The 18,146-nt window shown below is 61.7% G+C and carries 18 protein-coding genes; 7 read left to right on the top strand and 11 right to left on the bottom strand.

Going from position 1 to position 18,146, the window contains the following annotated elements:
* Nucleotides 1-178 precede the first annotated feature (178 nt).
* The 6 genes from M2397_RS02360 to M2397_RS02335 all read left to right on the top strand — a co-directional run bounded on the left by M2397_RS02360 (nucleotide 179) and on the right by M2397_RS02335 (nucleotide 6,008).
* Nucleotides 179-925 carry an amino acid ABC transporter permease gene (locus tag M2397_RS02360; RefSeq protein ID WP_024073702.1) on the top strand — a complete coding sequence of 249 codons (747 nt, stop codon included), beginning with the start codon at nucleotides 179-181 and terminating at the stop codon, nucleotides 923-925.
* Nucleotides 925-1,596, top strand: a complete 672-nt coding sequence (locus M2397_RS02355) for an amino acid ABC transporter permease (RefSeq protein ID WP_131697380.1) — start codon at nucleotides 925-927, stop codon at nucleotides 1,594-1,596. The genes M2397_RS02360 and M2397_RS02355 overlap by 1 nt, the downstream gene beginning before the upstream one ends.
* A complete protein-coding gene (locus M2397_RS02350) occupies nucleotides 1,593-2,327 on the top strand; it encodes an amino acid ABC transporter ATP-binding protein (protein WP_131697381.1) in 735 nt (244 codons plus the stop codon). Before M2397_RS02355 ends, M2397_RS02350 begins: the two co-directional genes overlap by 4 nt.
* 107 nt (nucleotides 2,328-2,434) lie before the next feature.
* Nucleotides 2,435-4,336 carry a sensor histidine kinase gene (locus tag M2397_RS02345; protein ID WP_131697382.1) on the top strand — a complete coding sequence of 634 codons (1,902 nt, stop codon included), beginning with the start codon at nucleotides 2,435-2,437 and terminating at the stop codon, nucleotides 4,334-4,336.
* Nucleotides 4,333-5,670 carry a sigma-54 dependent transcriptional regulator gene (locus M2397_RS02340; protein ID WP_131697383.1) on the top strand — a complete coding sequence of 446 codons (1,338 nt, stop codon included), beginning with the start codon at nucleotides 4,333-4,335 and terminating at the stop codon, nucleotides 5,668-5,670. The genes M2397_RS02345 and M2397_RS02340 overlap by 4 nt, the downstream gene beginning before the upstream one ends.
* Nucleotides 5,670-6,008, top strand: a complete 339-nt coding sequence (locus tag M2397_RS02335) for a GlpM family protein (RefSeq protein WP_131697384.1) — start codon at nucleotides 5,670-5,672, stop codon at nucleotides 6,006-6,008. The genes M2397_RS02340 and M2397_RS02335 overlap by 1 nt, the downstream gene beginning before the upstream one ends.
* 124 nt (nucleotides 6,009-6,132) lie before the next feature.
* Here M2397_RS02335 and M2397_RS02330 read toward each other — a convergent pair whose 3' ends face one another.
* Genes M2397_RS02330 through M2397_RS02305 form a run of 6 tightly spaced genes read right to left on the bottom strand, consistent with a single transcriptional unit; the run spans nucleotide 6,133 to nucleotide 13,489 of the window.
* On the bottom strand, nucleotides 6,133-7,530 hold the full coding sequence (locus tag M2397_RS02330) for a sigma-54 dependent transcriptional regulator (RefSeq protein ID WP_259242208.1): 1,398 nt from the start codon (nucleotides 7,528-7,530) through the stop codon (nucleotides 6,133-6,135).
* Entirely contained in the window at nucleotides 7,520-9,289 is a 1,770-nt protein-coding gene (locus tag M2397_RS02325; protein ID WP_145335146.1) for a HAMP domain-containing sensor histidine kinase, read from the bottom strand. The genes M2397_RS02330 and M2397_RS02325 overlap by 11 nt, the downstream gene beginning before the upstream one ends.
* Nucleotides 9,289-10,413, bottom strand: coding sequence for a GNAT family N-acetyltransferase (locus M2397_RS02320; RefSeq protein ID WP_131697387.1), 1,125 nt, complete (start codon nucleotides 10,411-10,413; stop codon nucleotides 9,289-9,291). The genes M2397_RS02325 and M2397_RS02320 overlap by 1 nt, the downstream gene beginning before the upstream one ends.
* Nucleotides 10,414-10,444: 31 nt before the next feature.
* Nucleotides 10,445-11,404 (bottom strand): carboxylesterase, encoded by a 960-nt coding sequence (locus M2397_RS02315; protein ID WP_145335148.1) that lies wholly within the window; start codon nucleotides 11,402-11,404, stop codon nucleotides 10,445-10,447.
* Nucleotides 11,401-12,795, bottom strand: coding sequence for an aspartate aminotransferase family protein (locus M2397_RS02310; RefSeq protein ID WP_053133503.1), 1,395 nt, complete (start codon nucleotides 12,793-12,795; stop codon nucleotides 11,401-11,403). Before M2397_RS02310 ends, M2397_RS02315 begins: the two co-directional genes overlap by 4 nt.
* Nucleotides 12,788-13,489: an MtnX-like HAD-IB family phosphatase gene (locus M2397_RS02305; RefSeq protein WP_259242207.1), complete on the bottom strand. Its 702-nt coding sequence runs from the start codon at nucleotides 13,487-13,489 to the stop codon at nucleotides 12,788-12,790. The genes M2397_RS02310 and M2397_RS02305 overlap by 8 nt, the downstream gene beginning before the upstream one ends.
* Nucleotides 13,490-13,704: 215 nt before the next feature.
* On the opposite strand from M2397_RS02305, the gene M2397_RS02300 reads away from it, so the two are divergent.
* On the top strand, nucleotides 13,705-14,475 hold the full coding sequence (locus tag M2397_RS02300; protein WP_131697391.1) for a MipA/OmpV family protein: 771 nt from the start codon (nucleotides 13,705-13,707) through the stop codon (nucleotides 14,473-14,475).
* Between the two features lie 116 nt (nucleotides 14,476-14,591).
* Here M2397_RS02300 and M2397_RS02295 read toward each other — a convergent pair whose 3' ends face one another.
* The 5 genes from M2397_RS02295 to M2397_RS02275 all read right to left on the bottom strand — a co-directional run bounded on the left by M2397_RS02295 (nucleotide 14,592) and on the right by M2397_RS02275 (nucleotide 18,142).
* Complete coding sequence (locus M2397_RS02295; protein ID WP_131697392.1) at nucleotides 14,592-14,996, bottom strand: EamA family transporter; 405 nt, start codon at nucleotides 14,994-14,996, stop codon at nucleotides 14,592-14,594.
* Nucleotides 14,993-15,373: a transporter gene (locus M2397_RS02290; RefSeq protein ID WP_131697393.1), complete on the bottom strand. Its 381-nt coding sequence runs from the start codon at nucleotides 15,371-15,373 to the stop codon at nucleotides 14,993-14,995. The genes M2397_RS02295 and M2397_RS02290 overlap by 4 nt, the downstream gene beginning before the upstream one ends.
* The gene (locus tag M2397_RS02285; RefSeq protein ID WP_184744519.1) at nucleotides 15,370-16,290 is read right to left on the bottom strand and encodes an arginase; all 921 of its coding nucleotides are present in this window, start codon (nucleotides 16,288-16,290) and stop codon (nucleotides 15,370-15,372) included. Before M2397_RS02285 ends, M2397_RS02290 begins: the two co-directional genes overlap by 4 nt.
* A gap of 117 nt (nucleotides 16,291-16,407) precedes the next feature.
* A complete protein-coding gene (locus M2397_RS02280; protein ID WP_259242206.1) occupies nucleotides 16,408-17,067 on the bottom strand; it encodes a DsbA family oxidoreductase in 660 nt (219 codons plus the stop codon).
* 55 nt (nucleotides 17,068-17,122) lie between these two features.
* Complete coding sequence (locus tag M2397_RS02275; protein WP_145335156.1) at nucleotides 17,123-18,142, bottom strand: alpha/beta fold hydrolase; 1,020 nt, start codon at nucleotides 18,140-18,142, stop codon at nucleotides 17,123-17,125.
* Nucleotides 18,143-18,146: the final 4 nt, after the last annotated feature.

Genomic DNA, 18,146 nt, shown 5'->3' with positions numbered 1-18,146 from the left:
TCGCCTGAGGGAGCCAACCCTCCCTCAGGCGTCTGTTACTACCTGCTGGCTATACTTTGGAACACTCGACCTGGCGGTTTTCGAGCCGATCGTGTGTGCCTGGCGTTCATCGTCAGGCGGGAATGGACTTTCCCCAAGCGGGTGCTTGTACATCGATCGATCTCGAGGGGAGACCCTAATGAATTACAACTGGGACTGGGGCGTGTTCTTCAAGTCCACCGGCGTGGGCAGCGAGACTTATCTCGACTGGTACATCGCCGGTTTGGGCTGGACCATCGCCATCGCTGTCGTGGCATGGATTATCGCCTTGCTGCTGGGCTCCATTCTTGGGGTCATGCGCACTGTGCCAAACCGCCTCGTATCAGGCATCGCGACCTGCTACGTGGAACTGTTTCGTAACGTGCCGCTGCTGGTGCAGCTGTTCATCTGGTACTTCCTGATACCCGACCTGCTGCCGCAAAACCTGCAGGACTGGTACAAGCAGGACCTGAACCCGACCACCTCGGCCTACCTGAGCGTTGTCGTGTGCCTGGGCCTGTTCACCGCTGCCCGTGTGTGCGAGCAAGTGCGCACCGGTATCCAGGCGCTGCCACGCGGCCAAGAGGCCGCCGCGCGTGCCATGGGCTTCAAGCTGCCGCAGATCTACTGGAACGTGCTGCTGCCCCAGGCTTACCGGATCATCATTCCACCGCTTACCTCGGAATTCCTCAACGTCTTCAAGAACTCCTCCGTGGCGTCCTTGATCGGCCTGATGGAACTGCTGGCACAAACCAAACAGACCGCCGAGTTCTCGGCCAACCTGTTTGAAGCCTTCACCCTGGCCACGCTGATCTACTTCACCCTGAACATGAGCCTGATGCTGCTGATGCGCGTGGTCGAGAAGAAAGTCGCAGTGCCCGGCCTGATCTCCGTGGGGGGTAAATAATGGAACTCGATTTCAGCGGCATCATCCCCGCCATCCCAGGCCTGTGGAACGGCATGGTCATGACCTTGAAGCTGATGGTCATGGGCGTGATCGGCGGTATCGCGCTGGGTACGATCCTCGCACTGATGCGCCTGTCGTCAAACAAACTGCTGTCCCGGGTGGCCGGCGCCTATGTGAACTACTTCCGCTCGATCCCACTGCTGCTGGTGATCACCTGGTTCTACCTGGCGGTGCCGTTCGTGTTGCGCTGGATCACTGGCGAAGACACACCGATCGGCGCGTTCGCCTCCTGCGTCGTGGCGTTCATGATGTTCGAAGCCGCGTACTTCTGTGAGATCGTGCGGGCCGGCGTGCAGTCGATCCCCAAGGGCCAAATGGCGGCGGCACAGGCAATGGGCATGACCTATGGCCAGACCATGCGCCTGATCATCCTGCCCCAGGCGTTCCGCAAGATGACCCCGTTGCTGCTGCAACAGTCGATCATCCTGTTCCAGGACACCTCGCTGGTCTACACCGTGGGCCTGGTGGACTTCCTCAACTCCGCCCGCTCCAACGGCGACATCATCGGGCGCTCCAATGAGTTCCTGATCTTCGCCGGTGTCGTCTACTTCATCATCAGCTTTTCCGCCTCGCTGCTGGTCAAGCGTCTGCAAAAAAGGTTTGCCGTATGATCTCTATCAAGAACATCAACAAGTGGTATGGCGACTTCCAGGTGCTGACCGATTGCAGCACCGAGGTTAAAAAAGGTGAAGTGATCGTGGTGTGCGGGCCATCGGGCTCGGGCAAGTCCACCCTGATCAAGTGCGTCAACGCGCTGGAACCGTTCCAGAAAGGCGACGTGATCGTCGACGGCACGTCCATCGCCGATCCGAAGACCAACCTGCCGCAACTGCGCTCGCGCGTAGGCATGGTGTTCCAGCACTTCGAGCTGTTCCCGCACCTGACCATCACCGAAAACCTGACCATCGCGCAGATCAAGGTGCTCGGCCGCAGCAAGGAAGAAGCCACCAAGAAAGGCCTGCAACTGCTTGAGCGCGTGGGCCTGTCGGAACACGCCCACAAGCACCCCGGCCAACTCTCGGGAGGTCAGCAACAACGCGTGGCCATTGCGCGTGCACTGGCCATGGACCCGATCGTCATGCTGTTCGACGAACCGACCTCGGCGCTGGACCCGGAAATGGTCAACGAAGTGCTGGACGTGATGGTGCAACTGGCCCAGGAAGGCATGACCATGATGTGCGTGACCCACGAAATGGGCTTTGCCCGCAAAGTGGCCGATCGCGTGATCTTCATGGACAAAGGCCAGATCATCGAAGACTGCCCGAAAGAGGAATTCTTCGGCGACGTCAGCGCCCGCTCCGAACGCGCGCAGCACTTCCTTGAGAAAATCCTGCAGCACTAAGCACTCCATAGCGCCTACTGTAGAAACCGAGCCAATGTGGGAGGGGGCAGCCCCTCCCACATTGGACCGCACAGGCTGGCAGCTCTGGTTGACCCAAGGCATCTGTGATGAAATGCGACCCCAACCAATTTCGCGCCGCACCGCCATCACTTGCCGTGAAACCTCGCCTGATTCGCCAACTGTTCCTGCCGCCGTTGATCATCGCCCTGATGATCGGCCTGGGTTATATCGGCTTCTGGATCAGTGAGTACTACGGCATCCGTACGCTCAGCGACAATGGCGAACGCCAGCTGGAGCTGCACGCCCGCACCGTCGAAAGCGAAATCAGCAAATACACCTACCTGCCCAGCCTGCTGGAGCTGGAGACCAGCGTCTCCAAGCTGCTGGCCGAGCCTAACCAGGAAACCCGCAAAGCGGTCAACGATTACCTCGAAGGCCTGAACCGACGCAGTCGCAGTCGGGCCATCTACGTGATGGACACCACCGGCCGCGTGCTGGCCACTAGTAATTGGCGCGATGCCGACAGTTACCAGGGTGAAGACCTGTCCTTTCGCGCCTATTTCCAGAATGCCGTGCGCGGCCAGCCCGGGCGTTTCTACGGCATCGGCAGCACCAACGGCGAACCCGGTTACTACCTGGCCCACGGCCTAGAAGAGCACGGCAAGATCATCGGCGTGGCGGTGGTCAAAGTGCGCCTGGAAGCCCTGGAGGAACGCTGGCAACGTGCGCGCCTCGAAGCCTTTGTGAGCGACGAGAACGGCATCATCATCCTCTCCAGCGATCCCGCCCGTCGCCTCAAGGCGGTACGCCCGCTGAGCGATGAGATCAAGGAACGCCTGGCGCACAGCCTGCAATATTACTGGGCCACGCTGAACGAGCTGGAACCCCTGGCCCGCGAGCGCTTGAATGAACGCAGCGAAAAGCTGACCTTCCCGGCCAACACCGAAGTGGTCAACGACGAGCACGAAGTCAGCTACCTGGCGCAAACCCGTCCACTCAATGACACACCGTGGAATTTCACCCTGCTCACCCCGCTCAACGACCTGCGCCGCGCGGCGATCAACCAGGGCATCCTGGTGGCTGTCGCGTTTGGCCTCGTCGCGTTTTTGCTGATTGCCTGGAACGAGCGACGCAAAGTCATTGCCACCCGCCTCGCTGCGCGCGAAGCCTTGCAGGAAGCCAACAGCCAGCTGGAGCGACGGATTGCCGAACGCACCGCCGACCTGCGCGCCAGCAACGAACGACTCAAGGGCCAGATCCGCGAACGGCGCCAGGCCGAAGAAACCCTGCGCCGCGCCCAGGATGAACTGGTACAGGCCGGCAAACTGGCAGCCATCGGCCAGATGTCCACCAGCATTGCCCATGAACTGAACCAGCCGCTGGCCGCGCTGCGCACCTTGTCCGGCAACACTGTGCGCTTCCTCGAACGCGGTGCGCTGGACACTGCCAGCGCCAACCTCAAGACCATCAACGAACTGATCGACCGCATGGGCCGCATCACCGCCAGCCTGCGCTCCTTTGCCCGACGCGGCGATGACCAGGGCGAAGCCAGCCTGGCCAAGGCCGTGGACGCCGCGTTCCAGGTCCTCGGCCCACGCCTGGACAGCCTGCCGCTGACCCTGCACCGCGACTTTATCCCGGCCCAATTGCAGATCGACCAGACACGCCTGGAACAGATCCTGGTCAACCTGATCGGCAACGCCCTCGACGCCATGCAGGCACAACCGGCTCCCGAGTTGTGGCTGGAAGGCAGCGTCGCCGAGGGCAAATACCGCCTGCTGGTACGCGATAACGGCCACGGCATCGACGCCGAGGTCCGCAAGCATTTATTCGAACCGTTCTTCACCACCAAGCCCGGCGAGCAAGGCCTAGGCCTGGGCCTGACCCTCTCCGCCAGCCTCGCGGCGGCCACCGGCGGCAGCCTCGCCGTGGAACACCCGGCCGGTGGTGGAACTGCCTTTGTCCTGAGCCTGCCGCTGGTGGGCGCTCAACAAGCTGAGTCGACATGAATATTGATCCTCAAGACCTCACCGTGCTGATCGTCGAAGACGACCCCCATGTGCTGCTCGGCTGTCAGCAAGCCCTGGCGCTGGAAGATATCCCAAGCGTGGGCGTGGGCAGTGCCGAGGAGGCATTGAAACGTATCGGCGAGAACTTCGCCGGCATTGTGATCAGCGATATTCGCCTGCCGGGCATCGACGGCCTGGAGCTGCTCACCCGTCTCAAGACCCTGGATAAAAGCCTGCCCGTGGTGCTGATCACCGGGCATGGCGATATTTCCATGGCCGTCGGCGCCATGCGCAATGGCGCTTACGATTTCATGGAAAAGCCCTTCTCCCCCGAACGCCTGGTCGATGTCGCACGTCGAGCCCTGGAACAACGCGGGCTGGCGCGGGAAGTCTGGTCGCTGCGCCGCCAGTTGGCTGAACGGGATTCGTTGGAAGGCCGCATCATCGGTCGCTCGCCGGCCATGCAGAACCTGCGTGAGCTGATCGCCAACGTCGCCGACACCTCGGCCAACGTGCTGATCGAGGGCGAGACCGGCACCGGCAAGGAACTGGTCGCCCGTTGCCTGCATGACTTCAGCCGCCGCCACGATCACCAGTTCGTCGCCCTCAACTGCGGCGGCCTGCCCGAGAACCTGTTCGAAAGCGAGATTTTCGGCCACGAAGCCAACGCCTTTACCGGCGCCGGCAAGCGCCGTATCGGCAAGATCGAGCACGCCCACGAAGGCACGCTGTTCCTCGATGAAGTGGAAAGCATGCCGATCAACCTGCAGATCAAATTGCTGCGGGTGTTGCAGGAGCGCACCCTGGAACGCCTGGGCTCGAACCAGAGCGTGGCCGTGGATTGCCGGGTAATCGCCGCCACCAAGTCCGACCTCGACGAACTGAGCCGCGCCAGCCAGTTCCGCAGCGACCTGTACTACCGCCTCAACGTGGTGACCCTGGAACTGCCGCCCCTGCGCGAGCGCCGTGAGGACATCCTGCAACTGTTCGAACACTTCCTGCAGCAGTCGTCGCTGCGTTTTGACCGCACCGCGCCGGAACTGGACAACCAGACCCTGTCCAGCCTGATGAGCCACGACTGGCCCGGCAACGTACGGGAACTGCGCAACGTCGCCGAACGCTTCGCCCTCGGCCTGCCCGCCTTCAAGAAAAGTGGCAGCAGCAGCGGCAGCCAAGGCCTGGCCTTTACCGAGGCGGTCGAAGCCTTTGAACGCAACCTGCTCAGCGATGCCCTGCAACGCAGCGGCGGCAACCTGACCCAGGCCAGTCAGGAACTGGGCATGGCCAAGACCACCCTGTTCGACAAGGTCAAGAAATACGGGTTGAGCCACTGATGGATCTTTTTTTGAAAGCCGCCCTTGGCGCGGCGGTGGTGTTGATCCTGGCGGCACTGGCCAAGACCAAAAACTATTACATCGCAGGGCTGGTGCCGCTGTTTCCGACCTTTGCGCTGATCGCCCACTACATCGTCGGCAAGGGCCGTTCGGTGGACGACTTGAAGACCACCATCCTGTTCGGGATGTGGTCGATCATTCCGTATTTTGTGTATTTGGCGACGCTGTATGTGATGGTGGATCGAATGCGGCTGGAGGCCTCTTTAGCCGTAGCAGCGGTGGCGTGGCTGATGGCCGCGACGATCCTGGTGAGTATCTGGGTACGCATCCATACCTGACCCGACTCGGCCAAAAAATGTGGGAGGGGGCTTGCCCCCGATAGCGGTGTGTCAGTCAGCTCATCTTTAACTGATCCACTGCCATCGGGGGCAAGCCCCCTCCCACATTTTTAATCGAGGCGTGTCAGCGAACTATCTTGTCGACCTGGATCCCAAGCTTCTTCAACCGATACCAGAAGCTTCTCTCGGAAATCCCGATCTTCGCCGCCGCAGCAGCCTGCACGCCATTACTCTCCTGCAACGTCGCCAGGATGTAGGCTTTCTCCACCTCCGCCAGCGCCGCATCCAGGTCCCGGGGAATGCCCGGCCCGTCGCTGAGGATCGCGGTCACGCCGCCTTCGCTGGGTTTGGAAGCAAACAGATAACCCGGCAAATCAATGTCTTCGATCACAGGCGTGGCGGCCACGATGGTCGCGCGCTCCACACAGTTTTGCAGCTCACGAATATTGCCCGGCCAGTGATACGCGGCCATGGCCTGCAACGCCTCAGGGCTGAAACCGGTGATACGCTTGCCGGCCGTGGCGCTGAGGGTCTGGGCAAAGTGACGGGCCAGGGGCGCGATGTCCTCCACACGCTCACGCAGGGCCGGCAGCGGGATCGGGAAGACGTTGAGGCGGTAATACAGGTCTTCGCGAAACTCTTTATTGGCCACCGCCTCCAGCAGGTTCTTGTTGGTGGCGGCGATCACCCGTACATCCACCTTGCGCTCGCGCGGGTCGCCCACCGGCTCGATCACCCGCTCCTGCAAGGCCCGCAGGATCTTGGCTTGCAGCGCCAGGGGCATATCGCCCACTTCATCAAGAAACAGCGTGCCCTTGTCGGCCTGCTGGAAACGCCCTACCCGGTCAGACACGGCGCCGGTAAACGCGCCCTTGCGATGGCCGAACATTTCGCTTTCCAGCAGCCCTTCGGGGATCGCCGCGCAGTTGACCGCCACGAACGGTTTGTCGGCACGGCTGCCGTGCTTATGGATGGCGCGGGCGACCATTTCCTTGCCGGTGCCGCTTTCGCCGGTCAGCAGAATGGTGGTGCTGCTGTCACGCACCGAATCCACCGCCTGCAGCACTTTGCGAAACGCCGGGCTGTCGCCGACCAGGCTGTCGAACTGCGTCTGCTCATCCAGCTCGGCGCGCAGGCGGACGTTGTCGCGCATGATGTCGCGAAACTGCAGGGCCTTGGCCACGGTGATGTCCAGCTCATCGATATCGAACGGCTTGGCGATGTAGTCGTAGGCACCGTTGCGCATCGACTGCACGGCGTTTTTCACCGTGCTGTAGGCGGTCATCACGATCACCGGCACGTGGGGATAACGCACCTTGATCTCGGCCAACAAGGCCGGCCCGTCCATGCCCGGCATCCGCCAGTCACTGATCACCAGGTCAATGTCTTCCTGTTCCAGCACCTTGAGCGCATGCAGGCCGTTGCCCGCAATGAACACCTGCACGTTGTTCTGGCCCAGGGCCGACGCCAGCAGGTCGCAGAGCTTGGGTTCGTCGTCGACTACCAGAATGTTATGCGTCATGACTGTCCTCGTCGTCTTCGCCTATCGCTGGAATGTACAGGCTGAAGGTGGCACCGGCATCGTTTTCGCTGGCGCATTCGATGCTGCCGTCGTGACTTTCCATGATCGAATAGACTTTGGCCAGGCCCAGGCCCGTGCCCGAGGCCTTGGTGGTGACGAAGGGCGTAAAGATGCGCTCGATCATCTCCGGCGCAATGCCCTGGCCAGTGTCGGCGATGGTGATGACGGTGTTGTCGCCCACGCTGCGAATGCCCAGGGTCAGGCACCCGCCTTCGGGCATGGCATCGATAGCGTTGATAATCAGGTTGAGGCACGCCTGCTTGAGTTGCTTGGCATCGGCGTAGATCGTCGCTCCCGGCGCCTGGTCATCGATCTGCGCGTCGATGTTATGGCTGGCCAGTTCCGGCGCACAGAAGCCAAGGATCTCCTCCACCAACGGGCGGGCCGGCTGCAGCACGCGCAACGGTGGGTTGGGTTTGGCAAAGTCGAGGAACTCGGTGATCAAGTCGTTGATGCGGCTGACTTCGCTGATCACATATTCCAGGTGACGCTTGTCGGCGTCCGGCAGGTCTGCGCGGCGGTGCAACAACTGGGTCGCCGTCTTAATAATGCCCAACGGGTTACGGATCTCGTGGGCCAGGCCCATGGCAACTTCACCCAGGGCATGCAGGCGATCACGCCGGCGCAGTTGGGCTTCGAGGTGGTGCAGCTCGCCCAGGCGCTCGGTCATATGGTTGAAGGTGCTGCTCAATTGCGCCAGTTCGTCGCCACCACTGACCAGCACGCGGTGCGCGTAGTTGCCTGAGATCACCGCGCTCACGCCTTCGGACAAGTCCCGCAACGGCTTGGTCAGGCGCCGCGACACCAGCACACCGGCCGCCAGGGACAATGCCGAACTGAGCAGGAAAATCAGCACGAACAGGTTGCTCTGGTTCACCAGCCCCACCAGGCTGGTATGGCGCAGCAGGCCGCTGAAAATCACGCCTTGCAGGTCACCGGCGTCATTGAAGATCGGCCAGTACAACCCACTGTAGCTGTTGGTGAACTGCTCGCTGGGCTGCTTGGTGCTGCGCATCGCGGTCTCGACACTTTTCGGGATGCGCGAAGGGTGATCCACGAAGCGCTGGGTCGAAAATATCTCCGAGAACCCCTCGGGGTTGGCCAGGTACAAGCGCAGGTCGAGGGAATGCACATCGGCCACGCTGGTGAGGAAGCTGCTGTCCAGGTAGGTCGCCACCAGCAAGCGGTAGTCGACGCCGTCCTGGCTGGTTTCGAAGGTCGAGACCACAATCCCCGTGCTCACCCCCGCCACTTGCACGGTCTGCAGCACCGCGTTGCTGGTCAGGCTGATCTGTTTGACGATGTCATCGGAGGCGGTGCTGAACACCACCTTTTGATCGCTGGTGCGAATCAGCGCCACCACGTCGATGTCGGTGGCATCGGCGATGTCCGCGGTCAGCCGGTCATGCTTGGCGGCCTGCTTGCTTGAGGGCGGGCTGGTGTAGCGCAGGAACAACTTGGCCATGCGCGCGTTGTCGTGAAGGATGTCGCCGATCTCATCCTTGACGATCTTGGTCGATTCTTGCAGCCAGATACGCACGTTGCTGTCGAAAATCTGCGACAGCGTGGTCGCCGCCAGCTCTGCCGCGATCATGGTGGGAATCACGCTGACCAGCCAGAACGCCAGCACCAGCTTGCGCTGGACGCTCCAGCGCGAAATGGCAAAGGGGCGGGCTTTCTGGCGGGTCTTGGTGATCATCAGGTTTCGCTTATCGCAGCAGCCATGGCAGGGTCGGAACGATCCGGTCGAATAAACAGTTTTACAAGCTTGAGCAGGCCGTTGACCAGCCGGTTGCGGTGGCGGAAAAACACACTGTTGCCCTGGAACTCGCAGCCCAGGCGCAGCTTACTGGCATACCCGGCCTGACCGCACTCATACACCGCAATATTGTGTTGAATACAGTAGTCGACGTTGGTCAGCCAGCTGCGGAAGTACAGGTTGTAGTCACGGGAGAACGCAACGTCATGCCCGAAAAACTTGTCCACCAGCCGGTGCTCGTCCACCAGGATCAGGTTGAACGCCACCAACTGCTCGTCGACCCAGTAAAGAACACAGACGGCGCGATCGCCAAGGCGTTCGAGCACGCCGGTAAAATAACCGGCAGGCAGGCGTTCGAACTGCAACTCGGCCCGCTTCAGCGTGGCCTCGTACAGGCGCATGACCTCGGGCAGCACATCGTCGATATTGCCTCGCCATTCCACCCGTGGTCCCGGTGCACGCAGCTTGCGGCGCAAGTCCTTGCGGGTGGATTTGCCCAGCGAGCCGAGGTAGGCGTCCACCGAGCCGTACGGCAGCGGCAACACCCCGGTGGGCAAGCTCGGCATGCTTTGAAAACCCACCGCCCGGCAACTGTCGAGCCAATGCGGGTCCTGGCTGGGTGCATCCTTGACCGCCACCAGGCCGATACCGAAATCATCGGCATCCTGTCGCGCGGCGTCCAGCAAGTGTTTAAGCAACAACGGGCGACGCGACTCGGGCACGCCACTGGCAACCCCGGCGTCGCAACGCTCGGCCACCGGGGAGCCAATGGCATACAGGCCCAATTGCAAAACACCCGGCCACAGCCGCTCCACACGTTCGGCCAAACGCTTGCCGGCGCCCGACACCGTGGTGTCGAGCCGGTAATGGGTGATGAACGCAGTGGCCACGGCCACCAGCGTTCCATCGTCGTAGACCGCCAGGTAGCGCCATTGGAAGTCATCGATGGCGGCGTTTTCCACGGCGACGTAATAGTCCCAGTCTTCCAGCGCACCGGGAAAACAGTCGTTCCAGGCGCTACGCTGGAGGGCCCGGATAGTCGGGAAGGCTTGGGTGGTGATCACAGGTATCCCTTATTTCTGTGGTGAACGCCGATCAAATGTGGGAGCTGTCGAGCCCCGGCGAGGCTGCGATGGCATCACCTCGGTGTACCTGAAAGACCGAGGCGCCTGCAGCGCAGCCTCGCTGAAGCTCGACAGCTCCCACATTGATCTGTATTGGGTTGACGCCCGTGTGCTGCTCGACAAAGTCGGCACTCAACTCGATCACCCGCCGGTATTGCAGGTCGACGGTGATCATGTGGTAGCAGTTGTCCAGCAGGATCTTGGTCACCGGGCCACCCAGGTGACGCTCCACGTAATCGGCGTTCCAGCGGCTGGTGATGTCGTCTTCGAGGGAGTGCAACACCAGGGCCGGCACCTTGACCTTGGGCATGCGTTTCCTGACCACGGCGTTCATGCGGTGCAACTCGCGCACCGTGATGCCTTCCATGGTCAACAGACCGGCTTCGCTGCTCTCCCCTTCCTTCATCTGCCGCTCGACGATTGCCCGCAAGCGTTCGTTCTTGATGCCGTAGGGCGGCTTCTCTTCGAAGCGACAGACGTGCACGCCGAACGGAATCTTCATCAGCAACGGCGTGAGGAATGCCAGCTTGTTGATGCTCCAGCCGTCGTACTTGAGGGTGGTGGAATACATCAGCAGCCCGGCGACTTGCCCTGGGTGCTCGGCGGCCACGTACATCGACATCACCGCGCCCATGGACAAGCCACCGACAAACACCTGTTCGTGGCGTTGCCTGACCTGTACGAAGGTCTTGCGCACGCCTTCGTACCAGTCGCGCCAGCCAGTGGCCTGCAGGTCGCTGTTATCGCCGCAATGCCCGGCCAGGGTGGGCACGTACACCGTGCAGTTACCCGCCTTGGCCAGGCCCTTGGCGACCTGGCGCAATTCCGTCGGGGTGCCGGTCAGGCCGTGGATCAACAGGATCCCGACCGGACCTTCACCGAGAACGAAACCGGCACTACCTTCACCGAGGTCGATCCCAGTTGCGTTCACCGTTTGGTCGCCCGTACCAGCAGTTGTTCGAGCAGCTTCAGGCCCAGCTCGATTTCCGGGTAGCTGATTTCCAGGGACGGTGCCAGGGTGATCACGTTTTTGTAGTAGCCGCCCACGTCGAGGATCAGGCCGAGTTTGCGCCCATCCACCACCATGTCGCCTTTCATGCCTTCTTCGACCATGTAGTCCAGGGTCGCCTTGTCTGGCGTAAAGCCGTCCGGGCCGCAGATTTCGCAGCGCAGGGCCAGGCCCAGGCCGTCGACGTCGCCGATGATCGGGAAACGCTTCTGCAGGTCTTGCAGGCCTTCGAGGAAGAATTTGCCTTTGGCCATGACCATCGCGCCGTAGTCGACTTCGTTGGTCATCTTGAACATTTCCAGGCCCACCGCCGTGCCCAATGGGTTGGAGGCGAAGGTGGAGTGGGTCGAACCTGGCGGGAAGATCTTCGGGTTGATCAACTCTTCACGGGCCCAGATGCCGCCCAGTGGGTTGAGGCCGTTGGTCAGCGCCTTGCCGAACACGATCACATCCGGTTGTACGTCGAAGTGCTCGATCGACCAGAGTTTGCCGGTGCGGTAGAAGCCCATCTGGATTTCGTCGGACACCATCAGGATGCCGTGCTGGTCCAGCACATGCTTGAGCTCGCGGTAGAAGTTCATCGGCGGGATCACGTAGCCACCGGTGCCCTGGATCGGCTCGACGTAGAACGCGGCGTATTCACTCTGGCCGACTTTCGGGTCCCACACACCGTTGTATTCGGTCTCGAACAAGCGGGCAAATTGCTGCACGCAGTGGCTGCCGTACTCTTCCTTGGTCATGCCTTTGGGGCCGCGGAAGTGGTACGGGAACGGGATGAACTGGGCACGCTCGCCGAAGTGACCGTAGCGACGACGGTAGCGGTAGCTGGACGTGATCGACGAGGCGCCGAGGGTACGCCCGTGGTAGCCGCCTTCGAAGGCGAACATCAGGCTTTTGCCGTTGGTGGCGTTACGCACCACCTTCAGGGAGTCTTCGATCGACTGCGAGCCGCCGACGTTGAAGTGCACGCGACCGTCGAGGCCGAATTTCTTCTTGGCGTCCACCGCGATCATTTCCGACAGCTCGATTTTGCCTTTGTGCAGGTACTGGCTGGCGATTTGCGGCAGGGTGTCGATCTGCTGTTTCAGCGCGTTGTTCAGGCGCGGGTTGGCGTAGCCGAAGTTGACCGCCGAGTACCACATTTGCAGGTCGAGGTAGGCCTGGTCCTCGGTGTCCCACACGTAGGAGCCTTCGCAACGGCTGAAAATACGCGGTGGCTCGATGTAGTGGACGGTGTCGCCGTAGGAGCAGTACTTGGCTTCTTTATCCAGAAGGATCTGGTCTTCGGCGGTGGCGATACGGATATCAGACATGATGGAAGAGTTCCTGGTTGTCGGCAGCAGAAAAAGGGGTGGCGTTGGCGGCGATGCCCTGAGGCAGTCGGGCCAGCAATGCAGGCACTTCGGCGAAGGTGTCGAAGCGCGCGTAAGGAATGTTGTTGGCCTCGCAGTACTGGGCGAGGCTGCCTTTGGCGAACACGAAGTCGGCGGTGGAGGCCACGCACATGTCCGACTTGCCGTCGCCGATCACCAGCACGCGCTTGTTGCGCGGGGTGGATTTGCACTTGCAGTTGCCGGACGCCGCGCGGCAGGCGTCGCTGGCGTACGGGAAGTCGATGCGCCAGCTGTTCTGGTCGACCTGGCGCAGGCGGTTGGCGAGGATCGGCAGCAAGGTCACGTAGTTGCGCGACAGGATCCGCGCGATGCCTTGCTCGATGCCGTCGCTGACCACTTCGATGGACGCACCCAGGCCCATGACGTGATCGACGAAATCCGGGAAGTCCGGGTCGATCTCGACACTGTCGAAGTACGCCAGCAGTTCGCTTGGGGTCGCCTTGATCAGCGCCAGTTGGCGGCTCAGGCATTCGCGGGAACCGATATGCCCATCCAGCCATTCCTGTTCGATGGTTTCCCACTCGGGGCCGGCGAAGCGTTGGAGGACGTTGTCGATGACATCGGTGGGGGTAATGGTCCCGTCGAAGTCACACACGATATGCCAGTGGATCATCTGCGTTTACCTTGAGGAGCGCGCTGTGTGCGCTTGCCCAAGGGGTAGAGCAGGGAGTGTGCCAACTGGCTGAAGCCCGGCGGGGCTGGGCGCGCGCGGGGATATGTGTCGCAGGAGCTACAATTTTTGTAGCTTGCTACAAACAAGATGAGTGCTTGCGCAGGCGCGGCGGTTTGCGCGTTCATGCGGGCGTATTCAATCAAGGAACTGTGACCATGTTGAGGATCACATGCGCGGCATTCGCCGGTTTACTCGGACTGTGGAGTGTCTCCAACACCGCATTGGCGAATAGCATCAGCGGTGACGTCGGTGCTGGCATCAGCTACCAACCCCACGACCCCACCGGCAGCCGCTATGAAACTCGGCCGGTGCCCTATCTCGACCTGGACTGGGGCAACGTCAGCCTGGGCACCGATGACGGTTTGACCTGGAGCGCGCTGAACACCCACGGCTTCAGCGCCGGCCCTTACATCAATTACCTGCAGGGGCGCACCTCCAATGGCTCACTGCAGGGGCTGCGCAATGTGTCGGACATGGCCGAGATCGGCGGTTTCATCCAATACGCACCGGCCGACTTCTGGCGGGTCTATGCCCAACTGGGCCAGGCGGTTGGAGGCGGTCATTCGCAAAGCGGCGCGCTAGGCAAGGTAGGCGGCGAACTGGGCTACCCGCTGGGCGGTGGGATTATCGGCAGCAGCGGCCTGGTGGCGCACTTTGCCGATGCGCGCCAGACCCAGACGTTTTTCGGGGTAGACGATAACGAGGCGGCAGCCACAGGTTTCAAGGCCTATAACGCCAGCGGCGGTTTCCAGAACCTCACGCTGAGCCAGAGTTTCCAGTTCCCGCTGGCGCCCAACTGGTCACTGCTGACCAGCGCCAGCTGGGTACACCTGGTGGGTTCGGCGGCCAACAGCAGCATCGTCAAGCAAACCGGCGACGTGAACCAGGGCCAGGTGCAGACGGCGATCAGCTACACGTTCGATTGATCACTTCGGACGAAATGTGGGAGGGGGCTTGCTCCCGATAGCGCAGGGTCAGCCAATGCATACGGGACTGATCTACCGCTATCGGGAGCAAGCCCCCTCCCACATGGGTGCGTATTTCAGTTTTCTTCGCCTTCGGCCAGCAGCGCTATACCGCCAATAATCACCGCCACCCCCGCCCAATGCAGCGGGCTGATATGTTCCCCCAGCCCCAGCCACGAACCCAGCAACACCACCACAAACACCAGTGAACTCAGGGGAAACGCCAGGGACAGGCTGCTGCGCCGCAGGATCAGCATCCACACGAAAAACGCGCCGATATAGCAGGCAATCGCCGCCAGGATCCCCGGATTGCGCGCCACCTCGGACAACCACTGCCAGTTGAAATCCATCTGCCCCAACTGGTCGCCGGCAACCTTGGTAAACAGCTGCCCGGCACTCTCGGTGCAGATCAGCAAGGCCCATAGCACCACCGTGCCCAGGCGCCCATGTAACCAACCGGTATGGATCGTTTGCGTACTCATGCCTGACTCCCTGCAATCGCTACCAGCATCACACCCAAGGTAATCACCAGCGTGCCCAACCAACGGCGGCGGCTGACGACTTCGCCCAGTACCACTTTGCCCGCCAGCACCACGCCGCAATAGGCCAGCGCCGCGGCCGGGAACAACAGGCTCAACGGCGCACGAGACAGCGCTTCGAGCCACACGAAAAACTCAATCACATAAGCACCGATCCCCGCCCACAGCAGCGGCGCATTGAATACCTGGCCCCAGAACGCATTCAGGCGAAAGTTGCCCTCCAGCTCCGGCAAACGGTCCAGGCCGAGCTTGAAACACAGTTGGCCGATCACATCGAGCACGATGGAAAAGGCCACCAGCAACACCACGGTCAGGGTCACGGGAACAGCTCCTCAAACAGGTCGATCAGGGCTTCATTGGTGGCGGCGTTGCGCTGCAAATCCTCCGGGCTCCAGCGCTCCGGTGGCGGTTGGTCGGACTTGGCTTCCCAACGCTTGAACGCATTGCTGAAGGCCGGCGTGGCGAACTCGCCGCACACGTCGATGCCGATGATGCGCTTACGCGCTGCCAGCGCCCGCAGGGCTTGCAGCAGGTGGGTCAGGCGCATGCCGCCCTGGTCCCAGTTGGTGGCGGCGTCTTCGCTGGCGAGCACGTCTTTGTCGAGGGTGATCCAGATCGCTTCAGTGGGCAGGCTGCTGATCATCTGTTCGAGAAACGCCGCCCAGTCCAACTCGGCCAGGTTGCGCCAGTGCAGATGGTTTTCCCGTTGCTGGTGGCCGGCGCCATCGCCGACCCGGCCCCAGACTTTCGACGGCGGATGCTGCCAGGGAAACAACTGCAACTGCCCACGCTTGAGGGCAGCGAGGTTACCGCCGCGCAGTTGCGGGTTGTGCAGGTCATCGCTGCACGGGCCGAGGGTGACGATGCGCTTGATCGCCGGCATTTTCAGCGCGCGATTGACCCACGAACCACAGTGGCGCTTGGGCGCAAAGCGCACCCAGTCGGGGTGGTTGTCGAAGTGGATCAGGCTGATGGGTTCTTTCAGGTCGGCCAGGAACGCCGGGGTCAGGTGGTGATAATCGCCGGAGCCGACGAACAGGATTTCCGGGCGCGCATCCGTGGGCCGGGGCCGCTGGGCCAGGCGTTCGGCGAAGCGCTTCCAGGTTTTTTCGGTAGACCACAGGCGCAGCTTCGGGCCCAGGTCCAGCAGGTCGATACGCGTGGCACGGCCACTGGCCAAACGTCGGGCAATCGGTGCCTGACCGGTGAGGCTGTGGTCGAGGTCAAGAATGTTCAAGGTCATGTTCCCCTATGGCTTTAGGGGGTCAATGCAAGGGGCGGGCCAGCGCTTACCTCAAGGTCAGTGAGAAATAAATGTGGGAGGGGGCTCGCCCCCTCCCACATTGGATCTCAGTCAGGCTTGGTTTTTGGCTTCGCTGATGATCTGGCGAATCGCGCCGACAAAGGCTTCCGCCGGCTGGCCACCGCTGACGGCGTACTGGTCGTTGAACACGATGGTCGGCACCGACGTCACCCCACGGGAAGTCCACAACTGCTCTTGCTCGCGGACTTCGGCGGCGTATTCATCGGAGGCGAGAATCTCGGCGGCGCGCTTTATATCCAGGCCGACGCTTTCAGCGATGATCGCCAGGGTGGCGTGATCGGAAGGGTCCTGGCCATCGGTGAAGTAGGCTTTGAACAACGCTTCCTTGAGGTTGTACTGCAAGCCTTCGAGCCCGGCCCAATGCAACAGGCGATGCGCGTCGAAGGTGTTGTAGATGCGGCTTTGGCCATCGGTGCGAAAGGCAAAACCGAGCTCGGCGCCCATGTCACGGATGCGCGCACGGTTGGCCTGGGATTCTTCGGCGCTGGAGCCGTATTTCTCGGTGATGTGTTCGACGATGTTCTGACCGATGGCGGGCATGTTCGGGTTCAGTTCGAACGGCTGGAAATGGATCTCGGCCTGCACCTCGGCACCGAGCTGGTCGAGGGCTTCGGTCAGGCCGCGCAGGCCGATGATGCACCAGGGGCAGGACACGTCGCTGACGAAATCGATTTTCAGGGGAGTACTCATGGTAGGCAACCTCGCAGGCTTCAATACGCCGTAAAGGGTGCACGATACACCAATGTCACAGCAGCTTCGAAGGCGCGACCGGGTCAATCTGCGCCCAATGTGCGGCATCTTCGCGATGAGCCTGCAGGTACGGCAACACCGCTGTCAGCAGCGGCGCCTTGAACGCTTCCTGGAAACGATGGGCCATGCCGGGAATCAACTTCAACTGGCTGCCCTGGATATGCGCCGCCAGGTGCACGCCGTGCATCACCGGCAGCAACGGGTCGGCGGTGCCGTGGACCACCAGCGTCGGTACACGCAGTTGGTTGAGCAACGGCACGCGGCTCGGTTCGGCGAGGATCGCCATAATCTGGCGCTTCACGCCTTCCGGGTTGAAGGCGCGGTCGTAAGACAGCGCCGCCTGGTGCAGCAACGCCTGGCGATCATCCTTCACGTTCGGGCTGCCCAGCGCCGCGAGCAAATCGGCCTGCTGTTCCAGCGCCACTTCACGATTCGGCGCACTGCGTCGCGACAACAACTGCACCAGCGCCGCATTCGGTGCCGGCAAGCCTTCGGCACCGGAGCTGGTCATGATCAGGGTCAGGCTTTCCACGCGCTGCGGCGCCATCGCCGCCAGGTGCTGGGCGATCATGCCGCCCATGCTTGCGCCCAGTACGTGAAACTGCTGGATCTGCAAGGCGTCCATCAAGCCCAGGGCGTCATCGGCCATATCCGTCAGCGTGTAGGGTGCCGCCACCGGCAGGCCGAGCTTGTAGCGCAGTACCTCAAAGGTCAGGTTGGCGTTTACCGGCGCCTGGCGCCAGGTCGACAGGCCGACATCGCGGTTGTCATAGCGGATCACTCGGAAACCCTGCTGGCACAGGGCGACGACGACTTCGTCGGGCCAGTGGATCAGTTGCCCGCCCAACCCCATCACCAGCAGCAAGGCAGGGTCGGACGCACGGCCGATACTCTGGTAAGCGATGCTCACCTGAGCCAGGTCGACCGTTTGGGTCGGGACATTGACATCACATCGAGAAGCCGCAAAAGACGGCAGGCCGAACAGTAGAGCGGCCAGTAAAAGCAACACGCGCATGAAA

Source organism: Pseudomonas sp. BIGb0381 (assembly GCF_024809815.1).
GTDB lineage: Bacteria > Pseudomonadota > Gammaproteobacteria > Pseudomonadales > Pseudomonadaceae > Aquipseudomonas.
This window is presented reverse-complemented; position numbering and strand designations above follow the sequence as displayed.